Consider the following 23,930-nt stretch of genomic DNA (forward strand, 5'->3'; position numbering starts at 1 on the left):
CTTCTCGTGAGGCCTAAAGGTGAGACCGGTTCTTCGCTGCGCTTCGTCCGGGGGACGGCACCAGGCAAATCGCGGAGGCATTCGTTAAACGGTGTTTGACACGATCACTCTTCCTGCTCGGCACGGGCGCGCAGTTCACGGCGGATGACCTTGCCGGTAGTGGTCAGGGGCAGGGCGTCGACAAAAGCGACTTCGCGCGGATACTCGTGGGCTGCAAGGCGCGTCTTGACGAAGTCGGCGATTTCCCCGGCAAGTTTGTCCGTCGGATCAATGCCGCTTTTCAAGACGATATACGCCTTGACGATCTCCGTACGCTGGCTGTCGGGTTTGCCGACGACACCGGCCATGGCGACCGCCGGGTGTTTGATCAGGCAATCCTCGATCTCTCCCGGGCCGATGCGGTAGCCTGATGACGTGATGACGTCGTCATCCCGTCCGACGAAGCGGATCCACCCGGTGTCGTCCTTGATGCCCGTGTCGCCGGTCAAAAGCCAGTCGCCCGCAAATTTCTTTTTCGTCGCTTCCATGTTGTTCCAGTAGTTCAGGAACATCACAGGATCAGGACGTTTGACGGCGATGTTGCCGAGTGATCCGGCAGGCAGTTCCTCGCCCGTGTCGCTGACGACGCTGACATCATGACCCGGAACCGGGCGGCCCATGATGCCGGGGCGCGCTTCCATCAGTCTGGCGCAACTGGAAACGATCATGTTGCACTCGGTCTGGCCGTAAAATTCATTGATCGTCAGGCCGAATGTGCGGCGGCCCCAGTCGATCAGCTCCGCGCCGAGTGTCTCGCCACCGGAGGCAACGGACCGCAGGGTGAATTGCCAGCGGTTTTCCGGGGCTTCCACCTGACGCATCATCTTCAGCGCGGTTGGCGGCAGGAAGGTGTTGCGGATCTTCTGGTCCTGCAGCAGCTGGAAGGCTGCTTCAGCGGTGAACTTTCTGAACCGGCACGCTACCACAGGCACACCCAGGAAGAGCGCGGGCATCAGAACGTCGAGCAGGCCGCCGATCCAGGCCCAGTCCGCCGGGGTCCAGATCCTGTCACCCGGCTGGCCAAGAAGATCATGGCTCATCTCGACGCCCGGCAGATGGCCGAGCAGCACCCGGTGGCCGTGCAGGGCGCCCTTGGGCTGTCCGGTGGTGCCGGAGGTGTAGATGATGATTGCCGGGTCATCGGGGCCTGTGTCGAAGGGGTGGAATGTGCCTTCGTGTCCGGCCATGTGATGATGGAGGCTCTCTGCCCCCGGGACGTCTTCATCTGCACAAAGGACAGTCGTCAGTTCCGGCAACCGGTCACGGATGGTCGCCAGCTTGGCAGCGCCGCTTGCATCCGTGATCACCGCCTTCGCGCCGGAATCCTTCAGCCGATACTCAAGTGCTTCTTCACCGAACAGAGTGAAAAGCGGAATGGTGATCGCGCCGAGTTTCAGGGCCGCAATATGGGCAAAGGCGGTTTCGGGCCTTTGCGGCATCAGGACGCCGATCCGGTCTCCGGGTTGGACACCTCGGGCAGTCAGCAGGTTGGCAAGCTGATTGGACAGCCGCCTCAGGTCGCCATAGGTGTAGCTGGTGGCGCTGCCGTCCTCGTCGGTATAGACCAGCGCCTCCCGGTTCGGCTCGCGTGCCGCCCAGTCGTCACATATGACAACGCCGATGTTGAACCGGTCTGGGATCTCCCATCGGAACCTGCCGGACAGGTCGTCATAACTCGTGGCGTCATGCGGCAGCATCGGCTTCCTCCGCGAGCGCCAGCAGAACGGTGCCGTCGGTTACCTGCTCGCCTTCGGTAACAAGAACCTCGCCAATGACACCGTCCCGCGGGGCTTTCAGCGTGTGTTCCATCTTCATGGCTTCCAGGATCACCAGAGGCTGGTCCTTCGTCACGGCTTCGCCTGCCTTGGCGTTCAGAACCTTCACGAGGCCGGGCATCGGTGCGATCAGCTGATCGCCCGCGCCGCCGGCTTCCTCGTCTGCGCTGAGCGTGTCCGGCAAGGCAACCGGGAAGGCATGGCCGCCGAGGAAGACCGTCAGTCCCTTGCGGTCCTCCACCACGACCGCGCGGGCACGGTGGCCGTCACAGTCGTAGGTGATCGCACCGCCTTCAACCTTCACCAGAGCATATTCGCGTGAGCCTTCCTCAAGCTGGACCGCGAACCGCTGATGGCCGAGGGCGTGGACCTCGACGTCCCGGCGCTCGCCTGCAATTTCAAGCAGTGCGTACTGGCGCGATGCACTCCAGATCCGCCATCCGGCCAGCGTGTCGAACGGATCGTTGCCACTTGCCGGCCTGGTCAGGCCGAGCGCCGTGAGAGCGGCAAGGGCAATGGCGTCCACCGGAATGGAGGGCTCTTCTATGAGCTGGGTCAGGTCCCGGTCGATGAGGCCGGTGTCGACATCGCCCGCGGCAAAACCTTCATGGCGGCACAGAGCCGCCAGAAAGCCGGCGTTGGTGACGCAGCCGGCAACTTCCGTTGCCTCAAGGCTTGCCAGCAGCTTGCCGAGTGCCGCCTGGCGGGTCGGGCCGTGGACGATCACCTTGGCGATCATCGGATCGTAATAGGGGGTGATTTCATCTCCGGAGCGCACGCCGCTGTCGACCCGGGCGCTGTCTTCCGGAAGGGCCAGATGCTCCAGCGTGCCGATGGCGGGCAGGAAGCCCTTCGGCGCATCTTCCGCATACAGCCGGGCTTCGAAGGCCCAGCCGTTGAAGGAAAGATCTTCCTGGCGCTTTGGCAAGGTTTCGCCGGAGGCCACGCGAAGCTGCCACTCGACCAGGTCTTCGCCGGTGATGAGCTCGGTAACCGGATGCTCGACCTGCAGCCGGGTATTCATTTCCATGAAATAGAACCGGTCGGACCTGAGGCCTTCGGAAACGTCGGCGATGAACTCGATAGTGCCGGCGCCGGAATAGTCGATGGCCTTGGCCGCGGTCACGGCGGCTTCCCCCATGGCGCGGCGCATTTCTACCGGCATGCCAGGGGCAGGGGCTTCCTCGATCACCTTCTGGTGGCGGCGTTGCAGCGAGCAGTCGCGCTCGAACAGATGCACGGCATTGCCGTGGCTGTCGCCGAAAACCTGAATCTCGATATGGCGCGGCTTGGTCAGGTATTTCTCGATCAGCACGCGGCCATCGCCAAAACTGGCTTCGCCTTCTCGCTGCGCGCCTTTCAGGGCGTCTGCAAAATCCTTCGGGTCATCGACCCGGCGCATGCCTTTGCCACCACCGCCGGCACGGGCCTTGATCAGCACCGGATAGCCGATCCGGTCGGCCTGCTCCTTCAGGAAGTCCGCGTCCTGGTTCTCGCCGTGATATCCGGGCACCACCGGCACGCCGGCCTTTTCCATCAGCGCCTTGGCGGCATCCTTCAGGCCCATTGCGCGGATGGAAGAGGCGCTCGGGCCGATGAAGGCTATGCCGGCCCTGTCAAGGGCGTCGACGAAATCCGGATTTTCCGACAGGAAGCCGTAGCCCGGATGCACGGCTTCGGCGCCACTCAGCTTGCAGGCTTCGATGATCTTGTCAGCCTTCAGATAGCTTTCCGAGACCGGTGCCGGTCCAATACGGAAAGCCTCGTCAGCCATGGCAACGTGCTTGGCCCTGGCGTCCGCATCGGAATAGACCGCAACGGTCTTGATGCCGAGCTTCTTGGCCGTTGCCATCACCCGGCAGGCAATTTCGCCGCGGTTGGCAATGAGGATCTTCTTGAACATTTCTCAGTTCTCCTCCCAGGGAGTGACTAGTGCGCCGGGGGTATCGGCAGTTCGGTCCGGAGCAAGATCCGGCATATGTTGTATGGGCAGCTCGCTGAACACCGTGATGGAGTTCCGGCTCCCGTCGGCAAGGAGCGCGCTTCGTCCGGTTGCCAGCACGCTCACCTTCAGGCCGCCGACGGAGAGGGTGTCGCCCTTGTCGATATTGCCTTCGTCGAGCGCAACCAGGATGGCCGTCAGGGGCTGCGTCAGCTGTATGTCGGGATGCTGGTCACGGAACGCTGCTTCGATATCCGGGCCGCATTCCACCATCGAGCGGACTTCACCCTTCATGAGGTTTCCTCCCGAGTGCTGCCAGAAGATGGGCATGGCTTGCATCGTCGAAGGCAACCAGTGTGACGGTTTCGATTTCCGGCAGGTCCTCCAGAACCCGTTTGACAGTTTCCACCGCGATCGACGCGGCGCTGCCGGCTGGATAGCCGTAAATGCCGGTGGAAATGGCCGGGAAGGCTATGCTTCTGCAGTCGGTTTCTGCCGCAAGACGCAGGCTGGTTTCATAACAGGAGGCAAGAAGGTCCGCTTCGCCCGACGTGCCGCCTTTCCAGACGGGGCCGACCGTGTGGATGACGTGACGGGCGGGCAGGCGGTAGCCACTGGTGATCTTTGCGTTGCCTGTTTCACAGCCGTTAAGCGTCCTGCATTCGGCCAGGAGCTCCGGACCTGCCGCACGGTGGATCGCCCCGTCGACACCGCCGCCGCCGAGCAGCGACGAGTTGGCCGCGTTGACGATGGCATCCACGTCGAGCCGGGTGATGTCGCCTATGTGTGTCTCGATCCTGCTCACGGCTTGAGCTCCGGCTGCAGATCTTCAACAACCTTGAAGCGCTCGCAGACAAGGTCCATTTCCGGGTCAAATCCGCCGTTGCGTTCAAAGAAGACCTGATGGTCCCTGCGCCAGCCGGCGAGGTCATCATTCTCGCCTTCCGCCAGGGCGAAGTCTTCCCCGACATCGCAGAAGCGCACGACGGACACTTCCAGTGTTTCGATCACCAGCGCGGGGGTGTCGTCCCAGTTCAGTGCAATGTCCCGCCGTCCATGAACGGGCAGGACCTCACCACCGTCCTCATAGCTCTGCAAGGCACCGCATGTGGCGGTTTTCCTGCCGGCGCGGACAAGGGCGATGAGCTGGGCACACAGGTCCGCATTGTCGCCGAACTTGAAGGTTTCGGCGCCGGGGTATCTTGCTTTCAGCTCGTCGATGGACATCGGATCACATCCTGAAGAGACCGAAGCGCGTGTCTTCGATCGGGGCGTTGAGGGCTGCCGACAGGGAAAGGCCCAGAATGTCCCGGGTCTTGCGCGGGTCGACAATGCCATCGTCCCAGAGCCGGGCAGTTGCGTAAAGCGGGTGACCCTGCTGTTCGAACTGATCGATGATCGGTTGCTTGAAGGTTTTTTCCTCATCCGTCGACCAGCTGCCGCCCTTGCGCTCGATACCGTCGCGGCGGACGGTGGCAAGCACGCCGGCGGCCTGTTCGCCGCCCATGACAGAAATGCGGGAATTGGGCCAGGTCCAGAGGAAACGCGGCGAATAGGCCCGGCCGCACATGCCGTAGTTGCCGGCGCCGAAGGAGCCACCCACCAGCATGGTGATCTTCGGGACCGAGGTGGTGGCGACCGCCGTCACCAGCTTGGCACCGTCCTTGGCAATGCCGCCACTTTCATATTTGCGGCCGACCATGAAGCCGGTGATGTTCTGCAGGAACACCAGTGGAACCTTGCGCTGGGAACAGAGCTCGACGAAGTGGGCCCCTTTCACCGCGCTTTCGGAAAACAGAACGCCGTTGTTGGCGATAATGCCGACCGGCATGCCATGGATATGGGCGAAGCCGCAGACCAGTGTGGTGCCGTAGCGGGCCTTGAATTCATCGAAGCGCGATCCGTCGACGGTGCGGGCGATCACTTCGCGGATGTCGTAGGGCGTTTTCAGATCGGCCGGAACGACACCGAGGATTTCGTCCGGATCGTAGAGCGGGTCTTCCGGGCTCTGCAGCGCGACGGATGGGGTCTTGGTGCGGTTGAGGCTGGCGATGGCGCGGCGGGCGAGCGCCAGTGCGTGGGCATCGTCGCGGGCAAGATGATCGGCAACACCGGACAGGCGCGTGTGGACATCGCCGCCGCCGAGATCTTCCGCAGATACTTCCTCGCCGGTGGCGGCCTTCACCAGAGGCGGGCCGGCCAGGAAGATGGTGCCCTGGTTCTTGACGATGATGGTCTCGTCCGACATGGCCGGCACATAAGCGCCGCCCGCGGTGCAGGAGCCCATGACGACCGCGATCTGGGCGATGCCTTTTGCCGACATGTTGGCCTGGTTGAAGAAGATGCGGCCAAAGTGGTCGCGGTCCGGGAAGACTTCGTCCTGGTTGGGCAGGTTGGCGCCGCCGCTGTCGACCAGATAGATACAGGGCAGATTGTTTTCCGAGGCAATTTCCTGAGCGCGCAGGTGTTTCTTGACCGACATCGGATAATAGGTGCCGCCTTTGACGGTCGCGTCATTGGCGAGGATCATCACCTCGCGGCCTTCAACCCGGCCGATGCCTGCGATCATACCGGCGGCGGGAGCCGCGCCCTCGTACATCTCGTGGGCGGCCAGCATGCCGACTTCCAGGAAGGGTGAGCCGGGATCGAGCAGGCGGGAGACGCGTTCGCGCGGCAGGATCTTGCCACGGGACACATGACGCTGTCGGGCGGTCTCACCACCACCGTCCAGGGCTGTCTGGGCTGCTGCCTTGACGGTGTCCATGGCCGCTTCGTGGGCAGCGCGGTTTGCTGCAAACTGTTCGCTTCTCGGCGATAGGCTCGATTTCAGGATGCTCATGTCACCCGGTCTCCCTTGGATCAACCTTGTGGACGGTCGATTGAGTTCAGTTGCTTGCTCCCCACGCGTCCGGTTTCACGCCTGAGGGGCCGGAATGTCTCGGTTCTCCGGCGCAACGGCCTTGCGCGCCAGGTCCAGGTAAATCTCTTCGATATCCAGTTTCGACAGGCGGCCGCCTTGGCGGTACCAGCTCGGAATGCCAGTCAGCATGGCGATGATCGCGCGGGTGGCGACCCTCGGTTCGCGTACGCTGTAGCAGCCTTCAGCGGAGCCGGTTTCCAGAATACCCGTCAGGATGCCCTCGTAGCGGCGGCGCTCCGCTTCGACGATGTCGAAGTTGTCCGGTTCGAGATTGCGCAGTTCCATGTAGGAAATGAACACCTCGTCCGCCCGTTCCAGGTGATAGCGGATGTGAAAGCGGACAAAACGCTCCAGCGGGTCCATGTCAGCCGGAAAAGCCGCTTCGTCCCAGGCAGCAAGGAGTTCGCCCATGTGGGCGAGCATCAGGTCCTTCAGGATGTCCTGCTTGGTCGGAAAATGATTGTAGAGCGCGCCTGGCTGAACGCCGACATCGGCGGCGATTTCGCGCATGGAGACAGCGGCATAACCGTTGGCGGCAAAGCGTTTCAGGGCTGCCTTGCGCACACGTGCGGCAGTCTCCTGGCCTTTCGCGCCCGTTCTGGATCGGCTTTGCGGTCTTGCGGCTGCACTTGCCATCTTGGTTCTCCCTATCGCAAAAAATAAATGAACGTTCGTTCATTTGCAAGGGTAATTTGAGTGCGAAAGCGTTGCTGCTAGAAAGAATGACAGGGGAACAGGCGCGACTGTCAAAAAACTTTCATGGATAACCTGTTCACAGTCCTTGGGCATTCTGCGTCCGGTTGAATGCGCTGACGAACCTGGGCGTACCTCCGGGATGTATTTCAAAGGAACCGATTGATGACCGAAGAAAGTGCAAAAACCTGGGTTGAAGCGGAATGGGCAGACAGCCTGGACGAAGAGCTGGAAATGGAGATCGACGATTTTCTCGTCGCCAAGGATCTCGCCTTCATCTCCGCGAAGAAGCACAAGTCGACCATCGACCGGAACACCTATTTCCACGAGTTGCTGCGTCTGCAGGCCGAACTGGTGAAGCTGCAGGACTGGGTGCAGCATACCGGTGAGAAGATCGTGATCATCTTCGAGGGGCGCGACGCCGCCGGCAAGGGCGGGGTCATCAAGCGCATCGCGCAAAGGCTCAATCCGCGTGTCGCCCGTGTGGTGGCGCTGCCGGCACCAACCGACCGTGAAAAGACCCAGTGGTACTTCCAGCGCTACGTGCCGCATCTGCCGGCCGCCGGCGAAATGGTGCTGTTCGACCGCTCCTGGTACAACCGCTCCGGCGTCGAGCGCGTCATGGGCTTTGCCAGCGATAGCCAGGTGGAGGAGTTCTTCCACGATGTGCCGGAATTCGAACGCATGATCGTGCGCTCCGGTGTGCGGCTGATCAAATACTGGTTCTCCATCACGGATGAAGAACAGCAGCTCCGCTTCCTGATGCGCATCCACGATCCGCTGAAGCAGTGGAAACTGTCGCCGATGGACCTGGAATCCCGCGTGCGCTGGGAGGATTACACCAAAGCCAAGGAAGAAACCTTCGAGCGGACCAATATTCCCGAAGCACCGTGGTTCATCGTGGAAGGCAACGACAAGAAGCAGGCGCGCCTCAACTGCATCAGTCACCTCCTGTCGATGATCCCTTACGAAGATATCCCGCACGACCCGATCAAGCTGCCGGAACGGGTCTACAATTCCGACTATGAGCGCAAGGTCCTGCCGGAACATCTCTACGTGCCGGAGAAATTCTGAGCCGCGACAGTGCTCCCTTCACGGGCGCGGCGCTTCTATGTGAAATCGCGGTGAAAGACCTTCGATGTCTCCCCGGATCTCCGCTACGCTTGTTCGGGGGGACGCGGTTGGTGTGAATGCTGCCCGCGTTCAGCCGATGAGGCCGGATTCAAATCAGCTTTTCACCAGCGAGCAGGCCTTTCTCCGGCCTTTCTGCCCTTGCGGAGTTAAATCGTTTTATGTCATCTGGCGTGCGTACCTCAAAATCATGGGAAGGATGCCAGCATGACGGAAAAGACTATCAGGTGGGGGATCGTTTCGACCGCGAAAATCGGTCTTGATAAGGTCATTCCGGGCATCCAGCGGTCGAAGACCGGCACCGCCTATGCGATTGCTTCGCGAGATCTCGGCCGGGCAAAGGAAGCAGCGAAGGGTCTCGGCATCGACAAGGCCTACGGATCATACGAGGAGCTGCTCGCAGATCCGGAGATCGACGCGATCTACAATCCGCTGCCCAACCACATGCACGTGCCCGTGACGATCCAGGCGGTGAACGCGGGCAAGCACGTGCTTTGCGAAAAGCCGGTCGCGCTGAATGCCGACGAGGCAAAGCAGCTTCTGGACCTGCCGAAGGACAAGCTGGTTGCCGAAGGCTTCATGGTTCGAGCGCACCCGCAGTGGATCAAGGCGCGCGAGATCGTGCGGTCCGGCGATCTTGGTGAGCTGAAAGCGATCCAGACCTTCTTCAGCTACTACAACGATGACCCGGGCAACATCCGCAACAAGGCGGATATCGGCGGGGGGGCGCTGCTCGACATCGGTTGCTACACGATGCTGGCCGGCCGGTATTTCTTCGATGCCGAACCTCAGCGGGTCGTTTCGCTGATCGACCGAGATCCCGCCTTCGGCACCGACCGCATGACCAGTGCCTTGCTCGACTTCGGCAATAACCGGCATCTCAACTTCACGGTCTCGACCCAGCTGACGCCTTATCAGCGCATTCATCTGGTCGGTACGAAGAAGCGGCTGGAAATCGTCATTCCGTTCAACGCGCCGCAGGACGAAGCTGTCCAGATCCGGCTTGACGACGGCTCGCTGCTCGGCGATGCGGCGATGCAGTCGGATATCATCGCGCCTTGCGATCAATATGCCGAACTGGCGGACGTGTTGGGCCGGGCGATCACCGGTGAAGCGCCACTTCCTTATGGCGCGGAAGATGCCGTCCAGAACATGAAGATCCTCGACGCTATCTTCGCGTCGGCGGAAAAGGATGGCTGGGTCAGCATCGGTTAAGCCGTTCGCACACCCTGCCTCCCGCAGTGCCAGGTCCCGGCCTCGAGCCGGGACCTGTTTTTTGAGGAGACCGCGGCGCAAAGGCCTGCGCAGCCACGAAAGGTCTTGGCGTGGTTGAAAAGCCGCCTTGTGTTCAAATCTCCACAAAAGCGAAACCGTTGTCACGTGTTTCCAGACATCCGAACCTGTCGGTAGACAGGTGCGTCGCTGCGAAAGGGATCCTGTCTGCCGACAGCCTGTCGAACAGAGCCCTTCGTGTTTTCACGGCCAGATCCGGGTCACTGTCGAGCGCATAGCGGACGTCCGGATTGGCAAATTGCAGCACATCGGACACCACGACATCCGCGAGCAGAATGGCTTCCTTGTTGCCTGAAGAAAGGTGCAAGGCCTGATGACCAGGGGTGTGGCCGGGCGCTGAGAGCAGGGTGATGCCATCACCGAGGTCGGCGTCGCCACGATGAAGCCGCAACTGATTGCCGACCGGTTTCGCAAGCGCCTGAATGAGGCCCACCAGCGGTCGTTTGTCTTCCGGTACGGAGGTCAGCAGGGCCTCGTCGGTCCAGAAGTCCCACTCGGCTGCCTGAACGTGGATCTCTGCATTCGGGAAGAGACTGCTGCCGTTCAGCGACAGTCCGCCGATATGATCGGCATGCATGTGGGTAATAACGATATCGGTCACCGCTGCGCGCTCTTCGGTCTTTTCCGGAGCCTGCCATGTCAGCGTGCCGCTGGCCGGAAATCGTTCCTTCAGATATTCGCCCGATCCGGCGTCGACCAGGATCTTGCGGGTGCCGGTCTCAATCAACCAGGTATTGGCGCCAAAGCGTGTGCTCGGGCTGACGGCGTCCTGTTCGGTCTGTGTCACGTTGGAAAAATAGGCTGCGGGAATGTCGAGATAACCGTCCGACAGGGCCGTGACGGTCAGGTTGCCGAGTGCAAGACGGGAAGCGGATTTATCGAGAGTGCCGAGCATAGGGGTCTCCATGTGTTTGTGCTTTGGAGAAACCTACCTTCGAGCATCTTTCGGGGCGATTGGCGCAAATGACAAAGAATGTGCTAAATCAGCCAAATGGACCAATCGCTGTCGATCGCCATTCTCGCTTATCCGGGCTCCTTGAAATCCGCTGTCTACGGGCTCCAGGATATTCTGGGCCATGCGGCGCGGATCAGCGATACCGGGATGAAACTGGATCTGTTGGAAGATTTTTCCGCGGCAGTGGACCGATATGACGCGGTAGTCCTGCCACCCTCGGCAGGAACGGTCCGTCTGGAAGAGGTTCCGGCTCTCCCTGCTTTTCTGCAGCATTTGCACGGTCGCGGCGCTGTTGTCTGTTCGGCTTGTACCGGGCTGACGTTCGTGGCGGCGGCCGGTCTGGCGGAGGGGCGCAAGGTTACGACCCATTGGGGACTGGAACAGCGTTTGTCAGCAGCCTATCCGGACCTCAGGCTCGATACGGACAGGCTGCTGATCGAATATTCCGACCTGATCACGGCCGGAGGCCTCATGGCTTGGGTCGATCTTGCGCTGGCGCTCATCGAGCGGTTTCTGGGGTACCCGGTGGCCGTTGCCACGGCGCGGCATTTCATTGTCGACTTTCGCCGCCGCGACCAGCGCCGGTTCAGGCGCTTCCTGCCTGAACTTCGGCACGGCGATGCTTCCATCTTGAAAGTGCAGCATTTCCTGGAAACCCGGTCGGGTGACGATGTGAGCGTTGCCGATATGGTGCGCACCAGCGGGGTGCCGGCGCGGACCTTTCAAAGGCGCTTCAAGCTGGCAACGGGACTTGCTCCGAAACAGTATCTCCAGGAGCTTCGCATTGAACGTGCGAGGGATCTCCTGATCGAAACGGATCGGCCCGTCTCGGATATCTGCTTTGCCGTCGGCTACAACGACCCGCCATCCTTCGTTCGCCTGTTTTCACGCCTTTCCGGCCTGACACCGGGCGCGTTCCGCGAGCAGTATCGACGGCAGTCAGATATGGCAGGGCAATCGGCTTGATCGACCCTCTTGTTGGTGCGACCTTTGCCGCTGCCGGCGAGCGCATATGAATATGAGAGAGGGACAGGCGATAGGCATTTTCGCAAGAATTTGGGGACTTCTGGCCGTGGTGGGCGCCTGCCTTCTCGCGGGAGGCGCCGCTGCGGACACGTTGCCTTCTCCCATCACGGGTGCGGTCGAGTTCGGCGGTCTCCAGATGAAGCTGTCAGAGGGCGACGGTCAAAGACGTTTGATCTTGGCAAACGGCGACCGTCTGCCTTTTCCGAAAGGTGGCACCATCGTTCTGGCTGTCGATCGGGTCCTGGTCTTTGATGCAGAGGGAAACACCGCCGGCAGTTTTCTTCATGACGGTCGGATTTCTTCTGAATTGCTGCAGCGGATGGCCGTTCTGGAGAGCTTTTCCGCAATAGGTGCAAACCAGACACGTGAAGACGCCGCACAACATCTTGCTGCCTTTGGTCTGCCTCGGACGTCTGCAGAACTGCTGGCGGCAATAAACCGGGATGTGCCGGAGTTTGCCCGCGCCAGTGGAGAGGAGTGTGGCGGCAATTGCGATTGGGCCGCGCTCAACGCCATCGAGCGTATTGCAGAAGACCTGGAACGCAAGGATGTCCGTATCTTCGAAAACGCCACTCGCTATCTTGTCGGCTTCGGGCCGCCGGAAGTAGAGACGAACCCTGACTACATGATAGCGGCAAATCCCGCTGCGCCGCTTTACCTGTCTGCGGACAAGACGGCTGCGGCGACGGATGCACTCGGCCTGAAGTTCTTGCTGCTGAATGCGGACGAGCAAACGGACAGCCCCGGGCGCCGGGCCGTCTGCGTTCCGCTTTCAGGCTGTGGTTGGGCGGAAATCGAAGTTCTGACAGAGGTTCGCCCGGAATGGCTCGAGTTTGAAAAATCGACCGGAAAATTGCTGCGCGTGATGTTTTGAGGTCGTTCATAAGGTCCTGAAAGAAAAGAAGGCGTACCTCTTCCGAGACACGCCTTTGGAGATGTTCGCTGGATTTCCCTGAAACGTCAGCTTTTCAGGAAACGCTCGCACTCCGTTGCCAGATCCGACAGATCCTCAAACGTTCCCGGACCGGCCGCGAGAACCGGGCCACCGTCCAGGATGGCATCCCCCGCCACCGGGAACGGGCGGTAGCTGCCGCCGGCTTCGGCGACCAGGCAATAGCCGGCAAGGCAATCCCAGGCATGCATGGACGGTTCGTAGAAACCGGCGAGCCTGCCCGCGGCCACGGAGGCCAGCATCTGCGCGCCCGATCCGGTGCGGATATAGTTGCCGCCACGCGCCATCAGACCGGCGATAATCGCGCCGATCATTTCCGCCGGTACGGCGTGGTTGGCGCCGATCCCGGTCAGGCTGTTTTGCAGGGTTCTGGATGAATCAAGCCGGAGGGGTTCGCCGTTAAGTGTTGCGCCGCCGCCCTTGACGGCTGCGAAGCTCTCGTCGTCGCAAGGCACGCGGATAACACCCATGACCAGGTCCGTGCCGTTGAGAAGGGCGATGGAAACACACCAGCTCGGCAGACCGTGAACGAAGGCGGATGTGCCGTCGATCGGATCAACCACCCAGGTGAACCCGCTGCTGCCCTGTTCGACGCCGTGTTCCTCACCCAGGATGCCGTCTTCGGGAAAGGAGGTGTGCAGCCTGTCGCGGATGAGGGTTTCAACGTTCTTGTCGGCGATCGAAACGACATCCTGCAGGCCGCCCTTGATCTCTATGGTGAGGTCCTTGCGCCGCCGAAAATAGTCGAGTGCCAGGGAGCCGGCTTCTTCGGCGATTTCCCGAGCCGCGGCGAACCTTGCTGTCAGCGCATCGGTCGATGGGGACATGTCTTGAGTAACCAGTGTCATCTCATGCCTCGATCAGGGCGAGACCGCGGTTGCGGAAGCCGAGGGAAACGGCTGTGTGGGGGGCAAACGACCTTTCGACCGAGTGATCGATGACGAAGAAGTTTCCGACCTGGGTCTCGATCTCATATTCCACATGATCGCCGAGATAGGCCGCGGTCAGGATCTCTCCGCCGAGGCCGGAAGCGCCTTCCGGGTTCAGGACGACCGAGCCGGGCCGTACCGCCAGCTTGGCCTTGCCGTTGGCGGTCTGGCGGGCGCGCAGCCGGTGCTGCAGGCCACCGACATCGATCAGTGTTTCGTCGCCTTCACGCCCGACGACTTCACAGCTGACGACATTCGCCTCGCCCATGAAGTCTGCGATGAACTCTGAAACAGGTTCTTCATAGAGTTCGCGCGGAGCGCCCTCCTGGGCGATCTTGCCGTCTTTCATGACCACGATCCGGTCGGACACTGCAAGTGCTTCGTCCTGGTCGTGGGTGACGTAGACGGCGGTGAAACCGAGCCGCTGCTGCAGCTCGCGGATTTCCGTCCTGACGCGCCGGCGAAGCCGGGCATCAAGATTGGACAGGGGTTCGTCCAGCAGAAGTACCTGCGGGTTCAGCACCAGAGCACGAGCGACCGCGACGCGCTGCTGCTGACCGCCGGAAAGCTCTGCCGGCAGGCGGTGACCCATGCCGCCAAGACCGACCTGGGCAAGGCCTTCTTCCGCCCGTTCGCGCGCCTCGCGCTTGTTGTATCCGGAGGATTCCAGGCCGTAGGCAACATTGTCGAGCGCGTTCATGTGCGGGAAGAGCGCATAGGACTGGAACACCATGGAGACGTCGCGCTCATGCGCCGGAACCATGGTGACGTCCCGTCCGCCGATCAGGATCCTGCCCGCGCTCGGGTGTTCGAGACCTGCCAGCATGCGCAAGGTGGTCGTCTTGCCGCAGCCGGAGGGGCCGAGCAGGGTCACCAGAGTGCCGGGTTCGATGGTGATCGACAGGTCCGGAATGGCGGTGAAGGTGCCGAAGTCCTTGCGGACGTTTTCAAAAACGACGGAGCCTGGTTTGAGGTCAGTCATGCAGTTTTCTCCTGCGCGATACGGATTTTATTGGATTTGGCCATGCCGGAGACGCGGTTTTCCCGGCGCAGGCGGCGTTCGCCGACCAGCAGCTGGAAGCCCGCAATGACCGTGATCATCACGAAGATCAGCATGGAGGAATAGGCGATGGCGATGCCGTATTCGCCGTTTTCGACGAGGCCGACGATGTAGGAGGTCGCCATGTTGTATTCCGCGCTGACCAGGAAGATGACCGCACTGATGGATGTGATTGCCCGGACAAAGGAATAGACCAGCGCGGCGGTGATAGCCGGCCGCAACAGCGGCAGGATCACCTTGCGCAGGGTCCGGGCGCTGTTGGCCCGAAGCGTCAGCGAAGCTTCGTCCAGGCTCTTGTCGAGCTGGCTCATGGCGGCAATGCCGCCGCGCACGCCAACGGGCATGTTCCGGAAGACGAAGCAGGCAACCAGAATCAGGGCCGAGCCGGTCATCTCGATGGGCGGCAGGTTGAAAGCCATGATGTAGCTGATGCCGATGACGGTGCCGGGAATGGCGAAGCTCATCATGAGGGCAAATTCGAAGGCGTTCTTGCCGGCGAATTTCTGCCGCACGATGATATAGGCCGTCAGCAGGCCGACTGCCGCTGTCAGGGGGGCGGAGATCAGGGCGATTTCCATGGTCGTCCAGAAGGAGTTCCAGGCAACGCCGGTCCACACGAGAGTGCCATCCTGGAAGGTGACCGAGAACGCCCTGGCGTAGTGTTCCAGCGTCAGGGAATTGTCGAGACCCCAGGTCTTCACGAAGCCGCCGAACAGGATCATGCCGTAGACGACGATGGTGAAGCCCATCCAGGGAAGAACGATGCCATAGACGGTGACGGAGAGGCTCTTCGGCAGGCCCGCATGGGCACCGCTGTCGCCCTTGCCGGTGACGGTTGCGAAGTTCTTGCCCGACAGCCACAGACGCTGCGCAAGGAAGGCGGTCAGTGTGAAGCTGAGCAGGATGATCGCGAGCACGGCGGCGCGGGACGGGTCGACCTGCGAGCCGACGACGGCAAAGAAGATTTCGGTCGAGAGCACGCCATGGCTGCCGCCAAGCACCAGCGGATTACCGAAATCGGCCATGCTTTCGATGAAGCCGATCAGGAAAGCGTTGGCAAGGCCGGGTTTCATCAACGGCAGAGAGACGCGCCAGAACGTGCGCCAGCGGTCGGCCCGCAGCGTTTGCGAGGCTTCTTCCATCGATGGGCTGACACCTTCGACAACACCGATCAGGACGAGGAAGGAGATTGGCGTGAAGGACAGGACCTGCGCAATCCAGATGCCCGTCAGCCCGTAGAGCCAACGGCTTGGTTCAATGCCGAACAGCGTGTCGAGCGCTTCGGTAACAACGCCGGAGCGGCCGAACAACAAGGTGAGTGCCAGGCCGATTACGAAGGGTGGGGTGATGATCGGCAGGACGGTCAGAAGCCGCAGGCCCTTCTTGAAGGGAAAGCGCGTGCGTGTGGCGACCAATGCGAAGGCGAGGCCGAGAATGGTCGAGCCGAGGCCGGTCATCACCGCAAGGAACAGCGTGCGCCATGCGACGCCGCAGCGATTGCCGCCGATGACACAGTCAAGGCTCCAGATCGCGGGATCCTGCATGTTGCGGATGAAGCCGTCCGGCTTGAAGGAGCCGTCGAAATCCTGCACCGAGCCGGCGAACATCGAGCTAATGGGATAGAAGATGAATACCGTCACCAGGAAGATCAGGATGGAGATCGATCCGACGACAAAGGCATCGCCCTTCATGAAGCCCCGTTCTGCAAGGCCGAAGGCGATGAAAAGGACGAAGATCAGCGAGGTGAGGATGGCACCTGCCCCCATGGCGGGCTGGCCAAGCGGCAAGGCTCCGAAGGCGGTTTCGGGAAAGGTCCAGGCCCAGCCGGTGAAGCTGATCGCAAGGCCCTGAAGTGCCATGTACAGAATGCCGATGGTGCCGGTGACGACGAGCAATCGGCCGCGCTTGTTGGCGTCGGCCATGAAGCGAGCGCTGCCGCCGATCAGGAAGAGAGCCAGTGCCAGCACAAGCCACACGCGACCTTCCGCAAAGATCTGCAGAAGACCGGGCGCGAGATCGGATGAGAACGGAAAGTCCGATGGCCACTCAAAGGAAAAGAAGCCGCGTTCGACCCTGTACCAGGGTACGATCAGAAAGGCGCCGATCCCCAGCCCGAGTAGAGCGTTCAGCCGTTTGTTGCCACTCAGCATGGCCACCCCTGTATTTATGGTTTTTCAATAACGGTCGTGCCCCGCCGCATGGCTATTGCGATGGGCTGGCGACGCCGGCCGGAAGTGCGGACGTGCCGCGGCACTGCCATCGACGTGTCAGATGCTTGTGGCGGCAGCTTTCAGCGAACATACGTCCGCCTTGCTGCGCAGTCTGTCCGGGCGAAGCCCGCACCCGGCTTTTAGGCAGCCGTGTGCGGACTTCTTCGGGTGTTGGGGTCAGTTGGCGATAGCGCCAATCTCACGGTCCCAACGCTCCAGGAGGCTCTTGCGGGTATCCGGGTTGCCGTAGGTGGTGAAGTCGTAATCGATCAGCTTGATGTCTTCGAACTTCGGTGCTTCCGGCGGAACTTCGGCAGCCTTGTTGGACGGCAGCTGGAAGGACTTTGCCTCTTTCATACGGGACTGAACTTCCGGAGACAGGGCCCAGTCGTACCAGACCTTCGCATTGTCGAGGTTGCGGGCATCCTTGACGATGGACATGGAGCCGATTTCATAACCGGTACCTTCGCACGGTGCGATTGCCTTGACCGGGAAGCCGGAAGCAGCTTGTGCAATGGCGTCATGCATGAAGACGATACCGAGGCCGGTTTCGCCGCGTGCCGCGGCCTTCACCGGTGCAGAACCCGACTTGGTGTACTGGGACACGTTGTTGTTGAGTTCCTTCAGATAGTCGAAGGCCTCGTCTTCGCCCATGATCTGAACCAGGGAAGCAAGCGCGGTATAGGCGGTGCCGGAAGAGTTCGGGTTGGCGACCTGGATTTCAGCTTTCAGCTCAGGTTTCAGGAGGTCTGCCCAGCAGGCGGGTTCGGCAAGGCCCTTGTCCTTGAAGATTTCGGTGTTGTAACCCCAGCCGAGAGCGCCGGCATAAACGCCAACGGTCTTGAAGCCGGAGCTTTCCGCCTGCTTCTGAGCCCACTCATGAAGGTCTGCGAGCTTTTCCGACTTGTATTCCTGGGTCAGGTTTTCAGAAGCTGCCTGAAGATGCGGGTCGCCGGTGCCGCCCCACCAGATATCGGTCTTCGGATTGCGGGATTCGGCGCGGATCTTTGCGTAGCTTTCGCCTGACGACAGGCGCACCATGTTGACCTTGATGTCATGCTTGGCTTCGAAGTCGCCCTGCAGCTGTTCACAGATCACGACATCTGCCGAACAGATGACATTGAGGTCGCCCGCTGCCATGGCCGGAGCAACCGAGTAGGTTGCTGCCGTTGCAAGCAGTGCGACGGAAAGTGATTTCAAAGACATGGTTTCCTCCACTTTTGGCTTTCAGCCTGTTACCTGCCCGGACGGGCAGGCGTTTGTTTCAGCCCGGGGGCTGATGTGTTGACCGGCATGAGGCAAAGCTTGCCCGTTCGGATCCGCCTCCACGGGTCCGTTGCCGGTCGAATTTCAAATGACGAACTCCGGATTTTCCTTCGCTGGCGAAGGGTCAATCTCGTCCTTTACTGGGTGGCTACAGGGGTTGCCGTCTGCAGCACCTCCTTGTCGAAACGGTCGAGCAGTCTTCGCCTCTGGTCAGGTGAACCGAAGGTGGCGAAGTCGTAGTCGACCATGCGAATGAGTGAAATATCGGGGGCTGCCGGTGGCAGCGACGCTTTCGCGTTTGCGGGTATCTGGTTCTGTCCTGAGGCCGCGCAGGTTTCCTGTCCTTCCGGGCTCAGCGCAAAATCGACAAACAGGCGGGCAGCCTCGGGGTTCCTGGCGCCCTTGACGATGCTGACGGCGCCGATCTCGTAGCCGGTGCCTTCGCAAGGTGCGACGATGACCATGGGCGCGCCGGCAAGTTTCTGCGTCACCGCGTCGTGGATGAAGGAGATGCCGATGCCTGTCTCACCACGGGCGGCTGCCTGAACCGGTGCTGCGCCCGAAGTGGTGAACCGGTCGATGTTTTTCGCAAGCGCCGCCAGATATTCGAAAGCCTCGTCTTCCCCCAGCAGCTGAACGAGCGTTGCCAGCATCGTATAGGCGGTTCCCGAGGAATTCGGATTGGGCATCTGAACAAGGCCCTTGTACCGCGGTGCGGTCAGGTCTTTCCAGCAGGACGGAGCGGCAACTCCGTGCTCAGCCAGAAAGTCGGAATTGTAGCCAAACCCGAGTGCGCCTGCATAAATGCCGGCCGCCTTGCCGCCTGACATCAGAAAGAAATTCTGCGCCCAGGGCAGCGTGTCCTCGAAGTTTTTCGGCTGGTAGGGTTCAAGCAGGTCTTCGCCTGCAGCCTGCAGGTGGGTGTCGCCGGTGCCGCCCCACCAAACGTCGATCTTTGGTGCGGCGCGTTCGGCCCGGACCCTGTCGAGGATCTCGCCGGTGCTTCTGCGTTCCATGGAAACATCAAGGCCGGTCTTTTCCTCGAAGACAGCCTCCATCATCTGGCACCACTCGACCTGCACGGCACACAGGACATTCAGGTCCTGCGCCGAAGCAGCGTTGAGCGACAGCGACAGCCATACGGCCGCACCCGCTCCGAGTGACGCGATGAATTTCATGTTTCCTCCCAGTCCGGAACCAGGCCCCGGACAGCTATTACCATGGCAGAAGAGGCAGTGTTCGCAACAGGAGATTGGTTACTGTTGTTTCGCTGGCAAAAGAAAAGAGTTACAAATATTACAAGCCTTACAAATGTGACAAGCAATTGAAAAACCAAGGCTTTGCATAATACGGCTCTATGCCTATGATGTCACTCGGGAGGACATAGGTTTGCTGAACGAAGGCATCAAGATCCTGATCGTGGAGGACGATCAGGATATGGCGGAATTGATATCGGATCTTCTGGAAGCCGAAGGCTGGTCGCCGGTTGCTGCGCGCTCGGCGGAAGAAGCTGCGCGGATCCTGCCGGAGCATGCCTTTCATCTGGTTCTGGTCGATCATAACCTGCCGGGCATGTCCGGCCGGGTGTTTGCGCAGAAGCTGCGATCGCAGACCGATATCGGTATCGTCATGGTGACGGCCGCCGGTAGCGCCGCAGATCGTGTGCTTGGCCTTGAAACCGCCGCCGACGATTATGTGGTCAAGCCGTTCGAGCCGATTGAACTCACCGCCCGGATCAAGGCGGTGCTCCGGCGGATGCATCCGTCCCTGCGCGGCAGCGACAAGGACACCATCAGCGTTCAGCACGAGCCGACCGCGCTGCTTCTGGGCGACTGGGTGATCGATCTCGTCAATCGCAAGGCCGTCTGCACGTCTCACCCGACCCGGACGCTGACGTCGTCGGAATTTTCCCTGCTGGAGATCTTGGCATCGACGCCGAACGAACCGGTGAGCCGGACCAAGATCCTGGAACAGCTGGGCGCGGAAACGGACAGGCTGATCGATCGCAACGTCGATGTTCTGGTCCTGCGGCTTCGCCGCAAGATCGAGCGAAACCCTGACCTGCCGCAACATATCAAGACCCGCCGGGGGAAGGGCTACATCCTGCATCAGGATCCCGCCCATGCACCTTAAATGATCAGCCGGCCGGTTCTTTCTTCCATTGCCTTCAGGCTGCCTGCCGCCATCGCGCTGATCTGCGCCGTCGCCTTCACGCTGTCGGCCATCGCGATCTACGGGCTTTTGAAGGCGCGTGAGGAAACCGCCGCTTACGGGCTGCAGGCCTTCACCAGTCTGGCTGATGCAGCGCTGGTCTCCAGGCAGGTGTCTGACCTCGTCTCCAGTGCGCCTTTCCTGATGAATGCGACCTCGCCCTACACCGTCTCTGGCAAGAGTCGGCTGCTGGTGGAGCAGGTCGACCAGTTGTTGAGTTCACTTCCTGACTATCCGCCGGGCAAGGAGACCTACCGGGCCGCCAACACGCGGATCTTCGAACTGCTCGGGCAGATCCGTGCGCAGACGCTCGCGCTGTCTGCAAAGGCCGAAACCGCCCAGCACTACAAGGAAGAAGTCTCTTCCGCGCTCGGCATGATCGCCGTTGCCGACACGGCCAGCCAGAAGGAACCTCGTCAGCGCCTCAATGCCATCGTGCATTCCGTGTCGAGTGCGGGCAGCCTGTTTCAGCTTGGCGAGTTGAAGCGGCGCTATGTGGCGGAGCCTGCCGCGGCCTCATTGCCGCCGTCGGACCTCAGGCCCTATGAGCGGGTTTTCGAGGCGCAGACCAGCTATCTCCTGGAAATGTTCGCCGTGCGCAGCGCAATTGCCAGACTGCACACGGTGGCGCGGGAGCTGTCCCTTGCGACGGAAACCCAGTCGGGCATCGTGACGGAAACCCTCAACCGGGATTTCCAGTCGACCTCGGCAACCCTGCAGCAGCTTCTGGTGATCGTTGCCGTGGCTTCACTGCTGGTGTTGACCATGGCGGTGATGTCGATCCGTTCGGTCATCCGGGTATCGAAAGGCATCGTTTCGCTGTCCAGCGGCATGAACGCCCTTGCCAAGGGGCAGAAGGATGTCGGTCCGCCGGTCTATCAGGGCGATGAAACCGAGCTCCTGAACCTGCAGCAGGCCTTTCTCGCCTTCAAGGAAAGCGTTGACCGGGTCACACGTCTGCGGCGCACGGCGGAGGCCGCTGCCAGGACAATCCGTTCCACCTTCCGCAGCATGAATGAGGGTATTGCCATCTTCGATGCTGCCGGCAAACCGGTCACCATGAACCGGCGGGTCATCGAATTGCTGGGTCACAAGGGTGCTGCCCGCAAGCTGCCTCTTGTCCAGTTTCTGGAGCCGGTCCCGGAAATCCGGACTGAACTGCTTCCGGGTGCGCCCGACGGCAGACCCCTGAGCGCCCCCTTTTCCGTACGTCATCGTTCCGAGAACGGGTCGGTGACGGAAATCTCGCTGTCGCGGCAAAGCGATGATGGTGTCGTGCTGCTCGCCCGGGATGTGACCTTGCTGGACCGCCAGGAAGCGGAGGCAGCCAAGGCCCAGAGGCTTGACGGCATCATGCGCCTGACGCACCAGCTCAGCCACGAGGTCGGCAACACCATCGGCATCATTACCGGAAGCCTCGGACTGCTGGAGCGGGACGGCGGCTTCAGCGATCGCCAGGCCCGCAACATTGCCCGCATTCGCAAGGCGGCGGATCGAGGTCGGTCGCTTGCCAGCAGCATGTTGACAATCGGCCGTCAGCAACCTGCCAACCTCAGCCGCATCGGTATGTCCTCGTTGCTGCGCGGCATGGCGGACATTCTGGAAATCGCCATCGGCGAGAAATGCAGTCTGAAACTGGATCTGGACGACAGCTTGCCACCGCTGGTGCTGGATCCGGAACTCTTCGAGCAATCGGTACTCAATCTCTGCCTGAATTCGGCAGCGGCGATGCCCGACGGCGGCGAAGTGCAGGTTGCCACATTTTCAAACGGGGACGCGGTCGTGGTTGCCGTCCGGGACACGGGCATCGGCATGAGCCGGGAGGAGGTCGACAAGGCCTTCGAGCCCTATTTCACCACCAAGACCAGCGAAGGCGGCGCGGGGCTGGGCCTTGCTGTCGTCTATGGCTTCGTTCGCCAAAGCGGCGGCACGGCAAATATCTTCTCCGAGCCGGGCAAGGGCACGACCGTCGAATTGCGGTTTCCGCAAGACGTGGAAGAAGCCGGGGAAGTCACTCCGCGCATCGAGGTCGTTCCCTGAGGTGCTGACCATCCACCTGGGGAACGTTTCCAAGTTCATCGTATTCGGAACCACCTCACCACCTGAGTCACCCCGGACAAGCGAAGCGCAGATCCGGGGCCTACTCGCGAAGCCGATTGCTGAAGCCGATGTCATCGTCTTGATGGTTGCTGCACCTTGCGAACGCTCTGGAAATGAGTGGGCCCCGGGTCTCGCGATGCTCGCCCGGGGTGACGCAGGGGGGGGTGAAGTGGGGGGCAATTTCTGATGCAGTGCTGAGCCGGCGAGAGCCTAGCTGCCTTAAGCCGTTGATAAGGCGGAGATGTCTGGAGACTTTGAGCAATGCGAACGTGTTGCTGATTGTTGTCTAACTCGATCATCGATCTCGTCTGTCTCTCCAATTTCACGTCCTTGCAAAATTCCACTCTTGACTCATTTGGAACGTTCCAGTAATTGTTCCAATTAAGAAATTGGAACGTTCCAAAATTAAGAGTTATTCGGGAGGAATGGATGCGTTGGGCCCTTATCGGTGCAAGCCGAATTGCGTCGAGTTACATGATCGATGCCATCCGCTCGCAGAATGCCGACATCCAGTCCGTCCTGAGTTCGGATGCGGCCCGCGGCGAGGCGTATGCACGTGAGCATGGTATTGCCGACAGCTTCACGGATCTGGATGCGCTCCTTGCGGATGACAGTGTCGACGCGGTCTATATTTCCACCACCAACGAAAAGCACCATGCGCAGGCGCTGGCCGCGATCGCTGCCGGAAAGCATGTGCTGTGCGAAAAACCGCTCGCCATGACCCTGGATGAGGCCAGTGAAATGGTTCGCACTGCCGCCGGCAAGGGTGTGGTCTTTGCGACCAATCATCATTTGCGCAATGCCGGATCTCATCTGGCCATCCGCGAGCTGATCGCTTCCGGCCGCGTCGGCAAGGTGTTGAGCGCACGCGTCTTCCACGCGGTCAACCTGCCGGACGCGTTGCGCGGCTGGCGCATCAACGATGCGGCTGCCGGTGGCGGCGTCATTCCCGATATAACCGTGCATGACGCGGACACCATCCGCTTCCACCTGGGTGAAGATCCGCAGGAAGTCGTTGCCAAGGCAGCAGCCTCAGGCCTCGGAGAAGGGGTCGAGGACAGCGTGATGTCCGTCTGGTCGATGCCGTCGGGTGCCATGGTGCAGTCCCATGAAAGCTTCACGCATAAATTCGCGGGAACCGGCATCGAGTTTCACGGCACGGATGGGTCGATCTTCGCCCGCAACGTCATGACTCAGGAACCTGTCGGAGCGGTTCGTCTGGTCGATGCGGATGGCGAACACGAGATCTCCTACGACAAGCATAACCTCTACCACCGCGCGCTCGGCCTCTTTGCCGATGCGGTCAACGGCAAGGGGCGTCCTTCTGCCGATGGTGTCGACGGGGTCAAGTCGCTGGCGGTCGCCCTTGCCGTGCGCGAGGCCGCGCAGTCCGGCAAGGCTGTTGCCGTCAACTATGGAGGCTTCTGA

Annotated in this window: 20 protein-coding genes; 7 read left to right on the forward strand and 13 right to left on the reverse strand. The window is 61.0% G+C overall.

What is annotated here, in order from left to right:
* Nucleotides 1–104: 104 nt before the first annotated feature.
* The 7 genes from HEP89_RS10415 to HEP89_RS10445 all read right to left on the reverse strand — a co-directional run bounded on the left by HEP89_RS10415 (nucleotide 105) and on the right by HEP89_RS10445 (nucleotide 7,312).
* Nucleotides 105–1,736, reverse strand: a complete 1,632-nt coding sequence (locus HEP89_RS10415) for an acyl-CoA synthetase (RefSeq protein ID WP_168691974.1) — start codon at nucleotides 1,734–1,736, stop codon at nucleotides 105–107.
* Nucleotides 1,723–3,717, reverse strand: coding sequence for an acetyl/propionyl/methylcrotonyl-CoA carboxylase subunit alpha (locus HEP89_RS10420; RefSeq protein ID WP_168691975.1), 1,995 nt, complete (start codon nucleotides 3,715–3,717; stop codon nucleotides 1,723–1,725). The genes HEP89_RS10415 and HEP89_RS10420 overlap by 14 nt, the downstream gene beginning before the upstream one ends.
* Before the next feature lie 3 nt (nucleotides 3,718–3,720).
* Nucleotides 3,721–4,050, reverse strand: coding sequence for a hypothetical protein (locus tag HEP89_RS10425; protein WP_023002913.1), 330 nt, complete (start codon nucleotides 4,048–4,050; stop codon nucleotides 3,721–3,723).
* Nucleotides 4,040–4,561: an O-acetyl-ADP-ribose deacetylase gene (locus tag HEP89_RS10430; protein WP_168691976.1), complete on the reverse strand. Its 522-nt coding sequence runs from the start codon at nucleotides 4,559–4,561 to the stop codon at nucleotides 4,040–4,042. Before HEP89_RS10430 ends, HEP89_RS10425 begins: the two co-directional genes overlap by 11 nt.
* The gene (locus tag HEP89_RS10435; protein WP_023002915.1) at nucleotides 4,558–4,983 is read right to left on the reverse strand and encodes an ASCH domain-containing protein; all 426 of its coding nucleotides are present in this window, start codon (nucleotides 4,981–4,983) and stop codon (nucleotides 4,558–4,560) included. Before HEP89_RS10435 ends, HEP89_RS10430 begins: the two co-directional genes overlap by 4 nt.
* A 4-nt stretch (nucleotides 4,984–4,987) precedes the next feature.
* Nucleotides 4,988–6,595, reverse strand: coding sequence for a carboxyl transferase domain-containing protein (locus HEP89_RS10440; protein WP_168691977.1), 1,608 nt, complete (start codon nucleotides 6,593–6,595; stop codon nucleotides 4,988–4,990).
* Between the two features lie 75 nt (nucleotides 6,596–6,670).
* Nucleotides 6,671–7,312: a TetR/AcrR family transcriptional regulator gene (locus HEP89_RS10445; protein ID WP_168691978.1), complete on the reverse strand. Its 642-nt coding sequence runs from the start codon at nucleotides 7,310–7,312 to the stop codon at nucleotides 6,671–6,673.
* A gap of 222 nt (nucleotides 7,313–7,534) precedes the next feature.
* Between HEP89_RS10445 and ppk2 the strand changes: the two genes are divergently transcribed.
* Complete coding sequence (gene ppk2 / locus HEP89_RS10450) at nucleotides 7,535–8,443, forward strand: polyphosphate kinase 2 (RefSeq protein WP_055659675.1); 909 nt, start codon at nucleotides 7,535–7,537, stop codon at nucleotides 8,441–8,443.
* 264 nt (nucleotides 8,444–8,707) lie between these two features.
* Nucleotides 8,708–9,715: a Gfo/Idh/MocA family oxidoreductase gene (locus tag HEP89_RS10455; protein ID WP_168691979.1), complete on the forward strand. Its 1,008-nt coding sequence runs from the start codon at nucleotides 8,708–8,710 to the stop codon at nucleotides 9,713–9,715.
* 133 nt (nucleotides 9,716–9,848) lie between these two features.
* Here HEP89_RS10455 and HEP89_RS10460 read toward each other — a convergent pair whose 3' ends face one another.
* On the reverse strand, nucleotides 9,849–10,688 hold the full coding sequence (locus tag HEP89_RS10460) for an MBL fold metallo-hydrolase (protein ID WP_209014600.1): 840 nt from the start codon (nucleotides 10,686–10,688) through the stop codon (nucleotides 9,849–9,851).
* 96 nt (nucleotides 10,689–10,784) lie between these two features.
* On the opposite strand from HEP89_RS10460, the gene HEP89_RS10465 reads away from it, so the two are divergent.
* Together HEP89_RS10465 and HEP89_RS10470 are read left to right on the forward strand one after the other, a co-directional pair.
* Nucleotides 10,785–11,714, forward strand: coding sequence for a helix-turn-helix domain-containing protein (locus tag HEP89_RS10465; protein WP_168691981.1), 930 nt, complete (start codon nucleotides 10,785–10,787; stop codon nucleotides 11,712–11,714).
* Between the two features lie 46 nt (nucleotides 11,715–11,760).
* Complete coding sequence (locus tag HEP89_RS10470; RefSeq protein WP_168691982.1) at nucleotides 11,761–12,648, forward strand: hypothetical protein; 888 nt, start codon at nucleotides 11,761–11,763, stop codon at nucleotides 12,646–12,648.
* A gap of 86 nt (nucleotides 12,649–12,734) precedes the next feature.
* Here HEP89_RS10470 and HEP89_RS10475 read toward each other — a convergent pair whose 3' ends face one another.
* The 5 genes from HEP89_RS10475 to HEP89_RS10495 all read right to left on the reverse strand — a co-directional run bounded on the left by HEP89_RS10475 (nucleotide 12,735) and on the right by HEP89_RS10495 (nucleotide 19,369).
* A complete protein-coding gene (locus HEP89_RS10475; protein ID WP_197923191.1) occupies nucleotides 12,735–13,574 on the reverse strand; it encodes an inositol monophosphatase family protein in 840 nt (279 codons plus the stop codon).
* Nucleotide 13,575: 1 nt separating this feature from the next.
* Complete coding sequence (locus HEP89_RS10480) at nucleotides 13,576–14,637, reverse strand: ABC transporter ATP-binding protein (RefSeq protein ID WP_168691983.1); 1,062 nt, start codon at nucleotides 14,635–14,637, stop codon at nucleotides 13,576–13,578.
* Complete coding sequence (locus HEP89_RS10485; protein WP_168691984.1) at nucleotides 14,634–16,865, reverse strand: iron ABC transporter permease; 2,232 nt, start codon at nucleotides 16,863–16,865, stop codon at nucleotides 14,634–14,636. Before HEP89_RS10485 ends, HEP89_RS10480 begins: the two co-directional genes overlap by 4 nt.
* 237 nt (nucleotides 16,866–17,102) lie before the next feature.
* On the reverse strand, nucleotides 17,103–18,131 hold the full coding sequence (locus tag HEP89_RS10490) for an ABC transporter substrate-binding protein (RefSeq protein WP_168691985.1): 1,029 nt from the start codon (nucleotides 18,129–18,131) through the stop codon (nucleotides 17,103–17,105).
* Nucleotides 18,132–18,328: 197 nt separating this feature from the next.
* Complete coding sequence (locus HEP89_RS10495; protein ID WP_168691986.1) at nucleotides 18,329–19,369, reverse strand: ABC transporter substrate-binding protein; 1,041 nt, start codon at nucleotides 19,367–19,369, stop codon at nucleotides 18,329–18,331.
* Nucleotides 19,370–19,580: 211 nt separating this feature from the next.
* Between HEP89_RS10495 and HEP89_RS10500 the strand changes: the two genes are divergently transcribed.
* The 3 genes from HEP89_RS10500 to HEP89_RS10510 all read left to right on the forward strand — a co-directional run bounded on the left by HEP89_RS10500 (nucleotide 19,581) and on the right by HEP89_RS10510 (nucleotide 23,930).
* Entirely contained in the window at nucleotides 19,581–20,324 is a 744-nt protein-coding gene (locus HEP89_RS10500) for a response regulator transcription factor (RefSeq protein ID WP_168691987.1), read from the forward strand.
* Nucleotides 20,325–22,442 carry an ATP-binding protein gene (locus HEP89_RS10505; protein ID WP_168691988.1) on the forward strand — a complete coding sequence of 706 codons (2,118 nt, stop codon included), beginning with the start codon at nucleotides 20,325–20,327 and terminating at the stop codon, nucleotides 22,440–22,442. It abuts the gene before it with no gap.
* 489 nt (nucleotides 22,443–22,931) lie between these two features.
* A complete protein-coding gene (locus HEP89_RS10510; RefSeq protein WP_168691989.1) occupies nucleotides 22,932–23,930 on the forward strand; it encodes a Gfo/Idh/MocA family oxidoreductase in 999 nt (332 codons plus the stop codon).

The organism is Labrenzia sp. 5N (assembly GCF_012395805.1).
Lineage (GTDB): Bacteria > Pseudomonadota > Alphaproteobacteria > Rhizobiales > Stappiaceae > Roseibium > Roseibium algicola.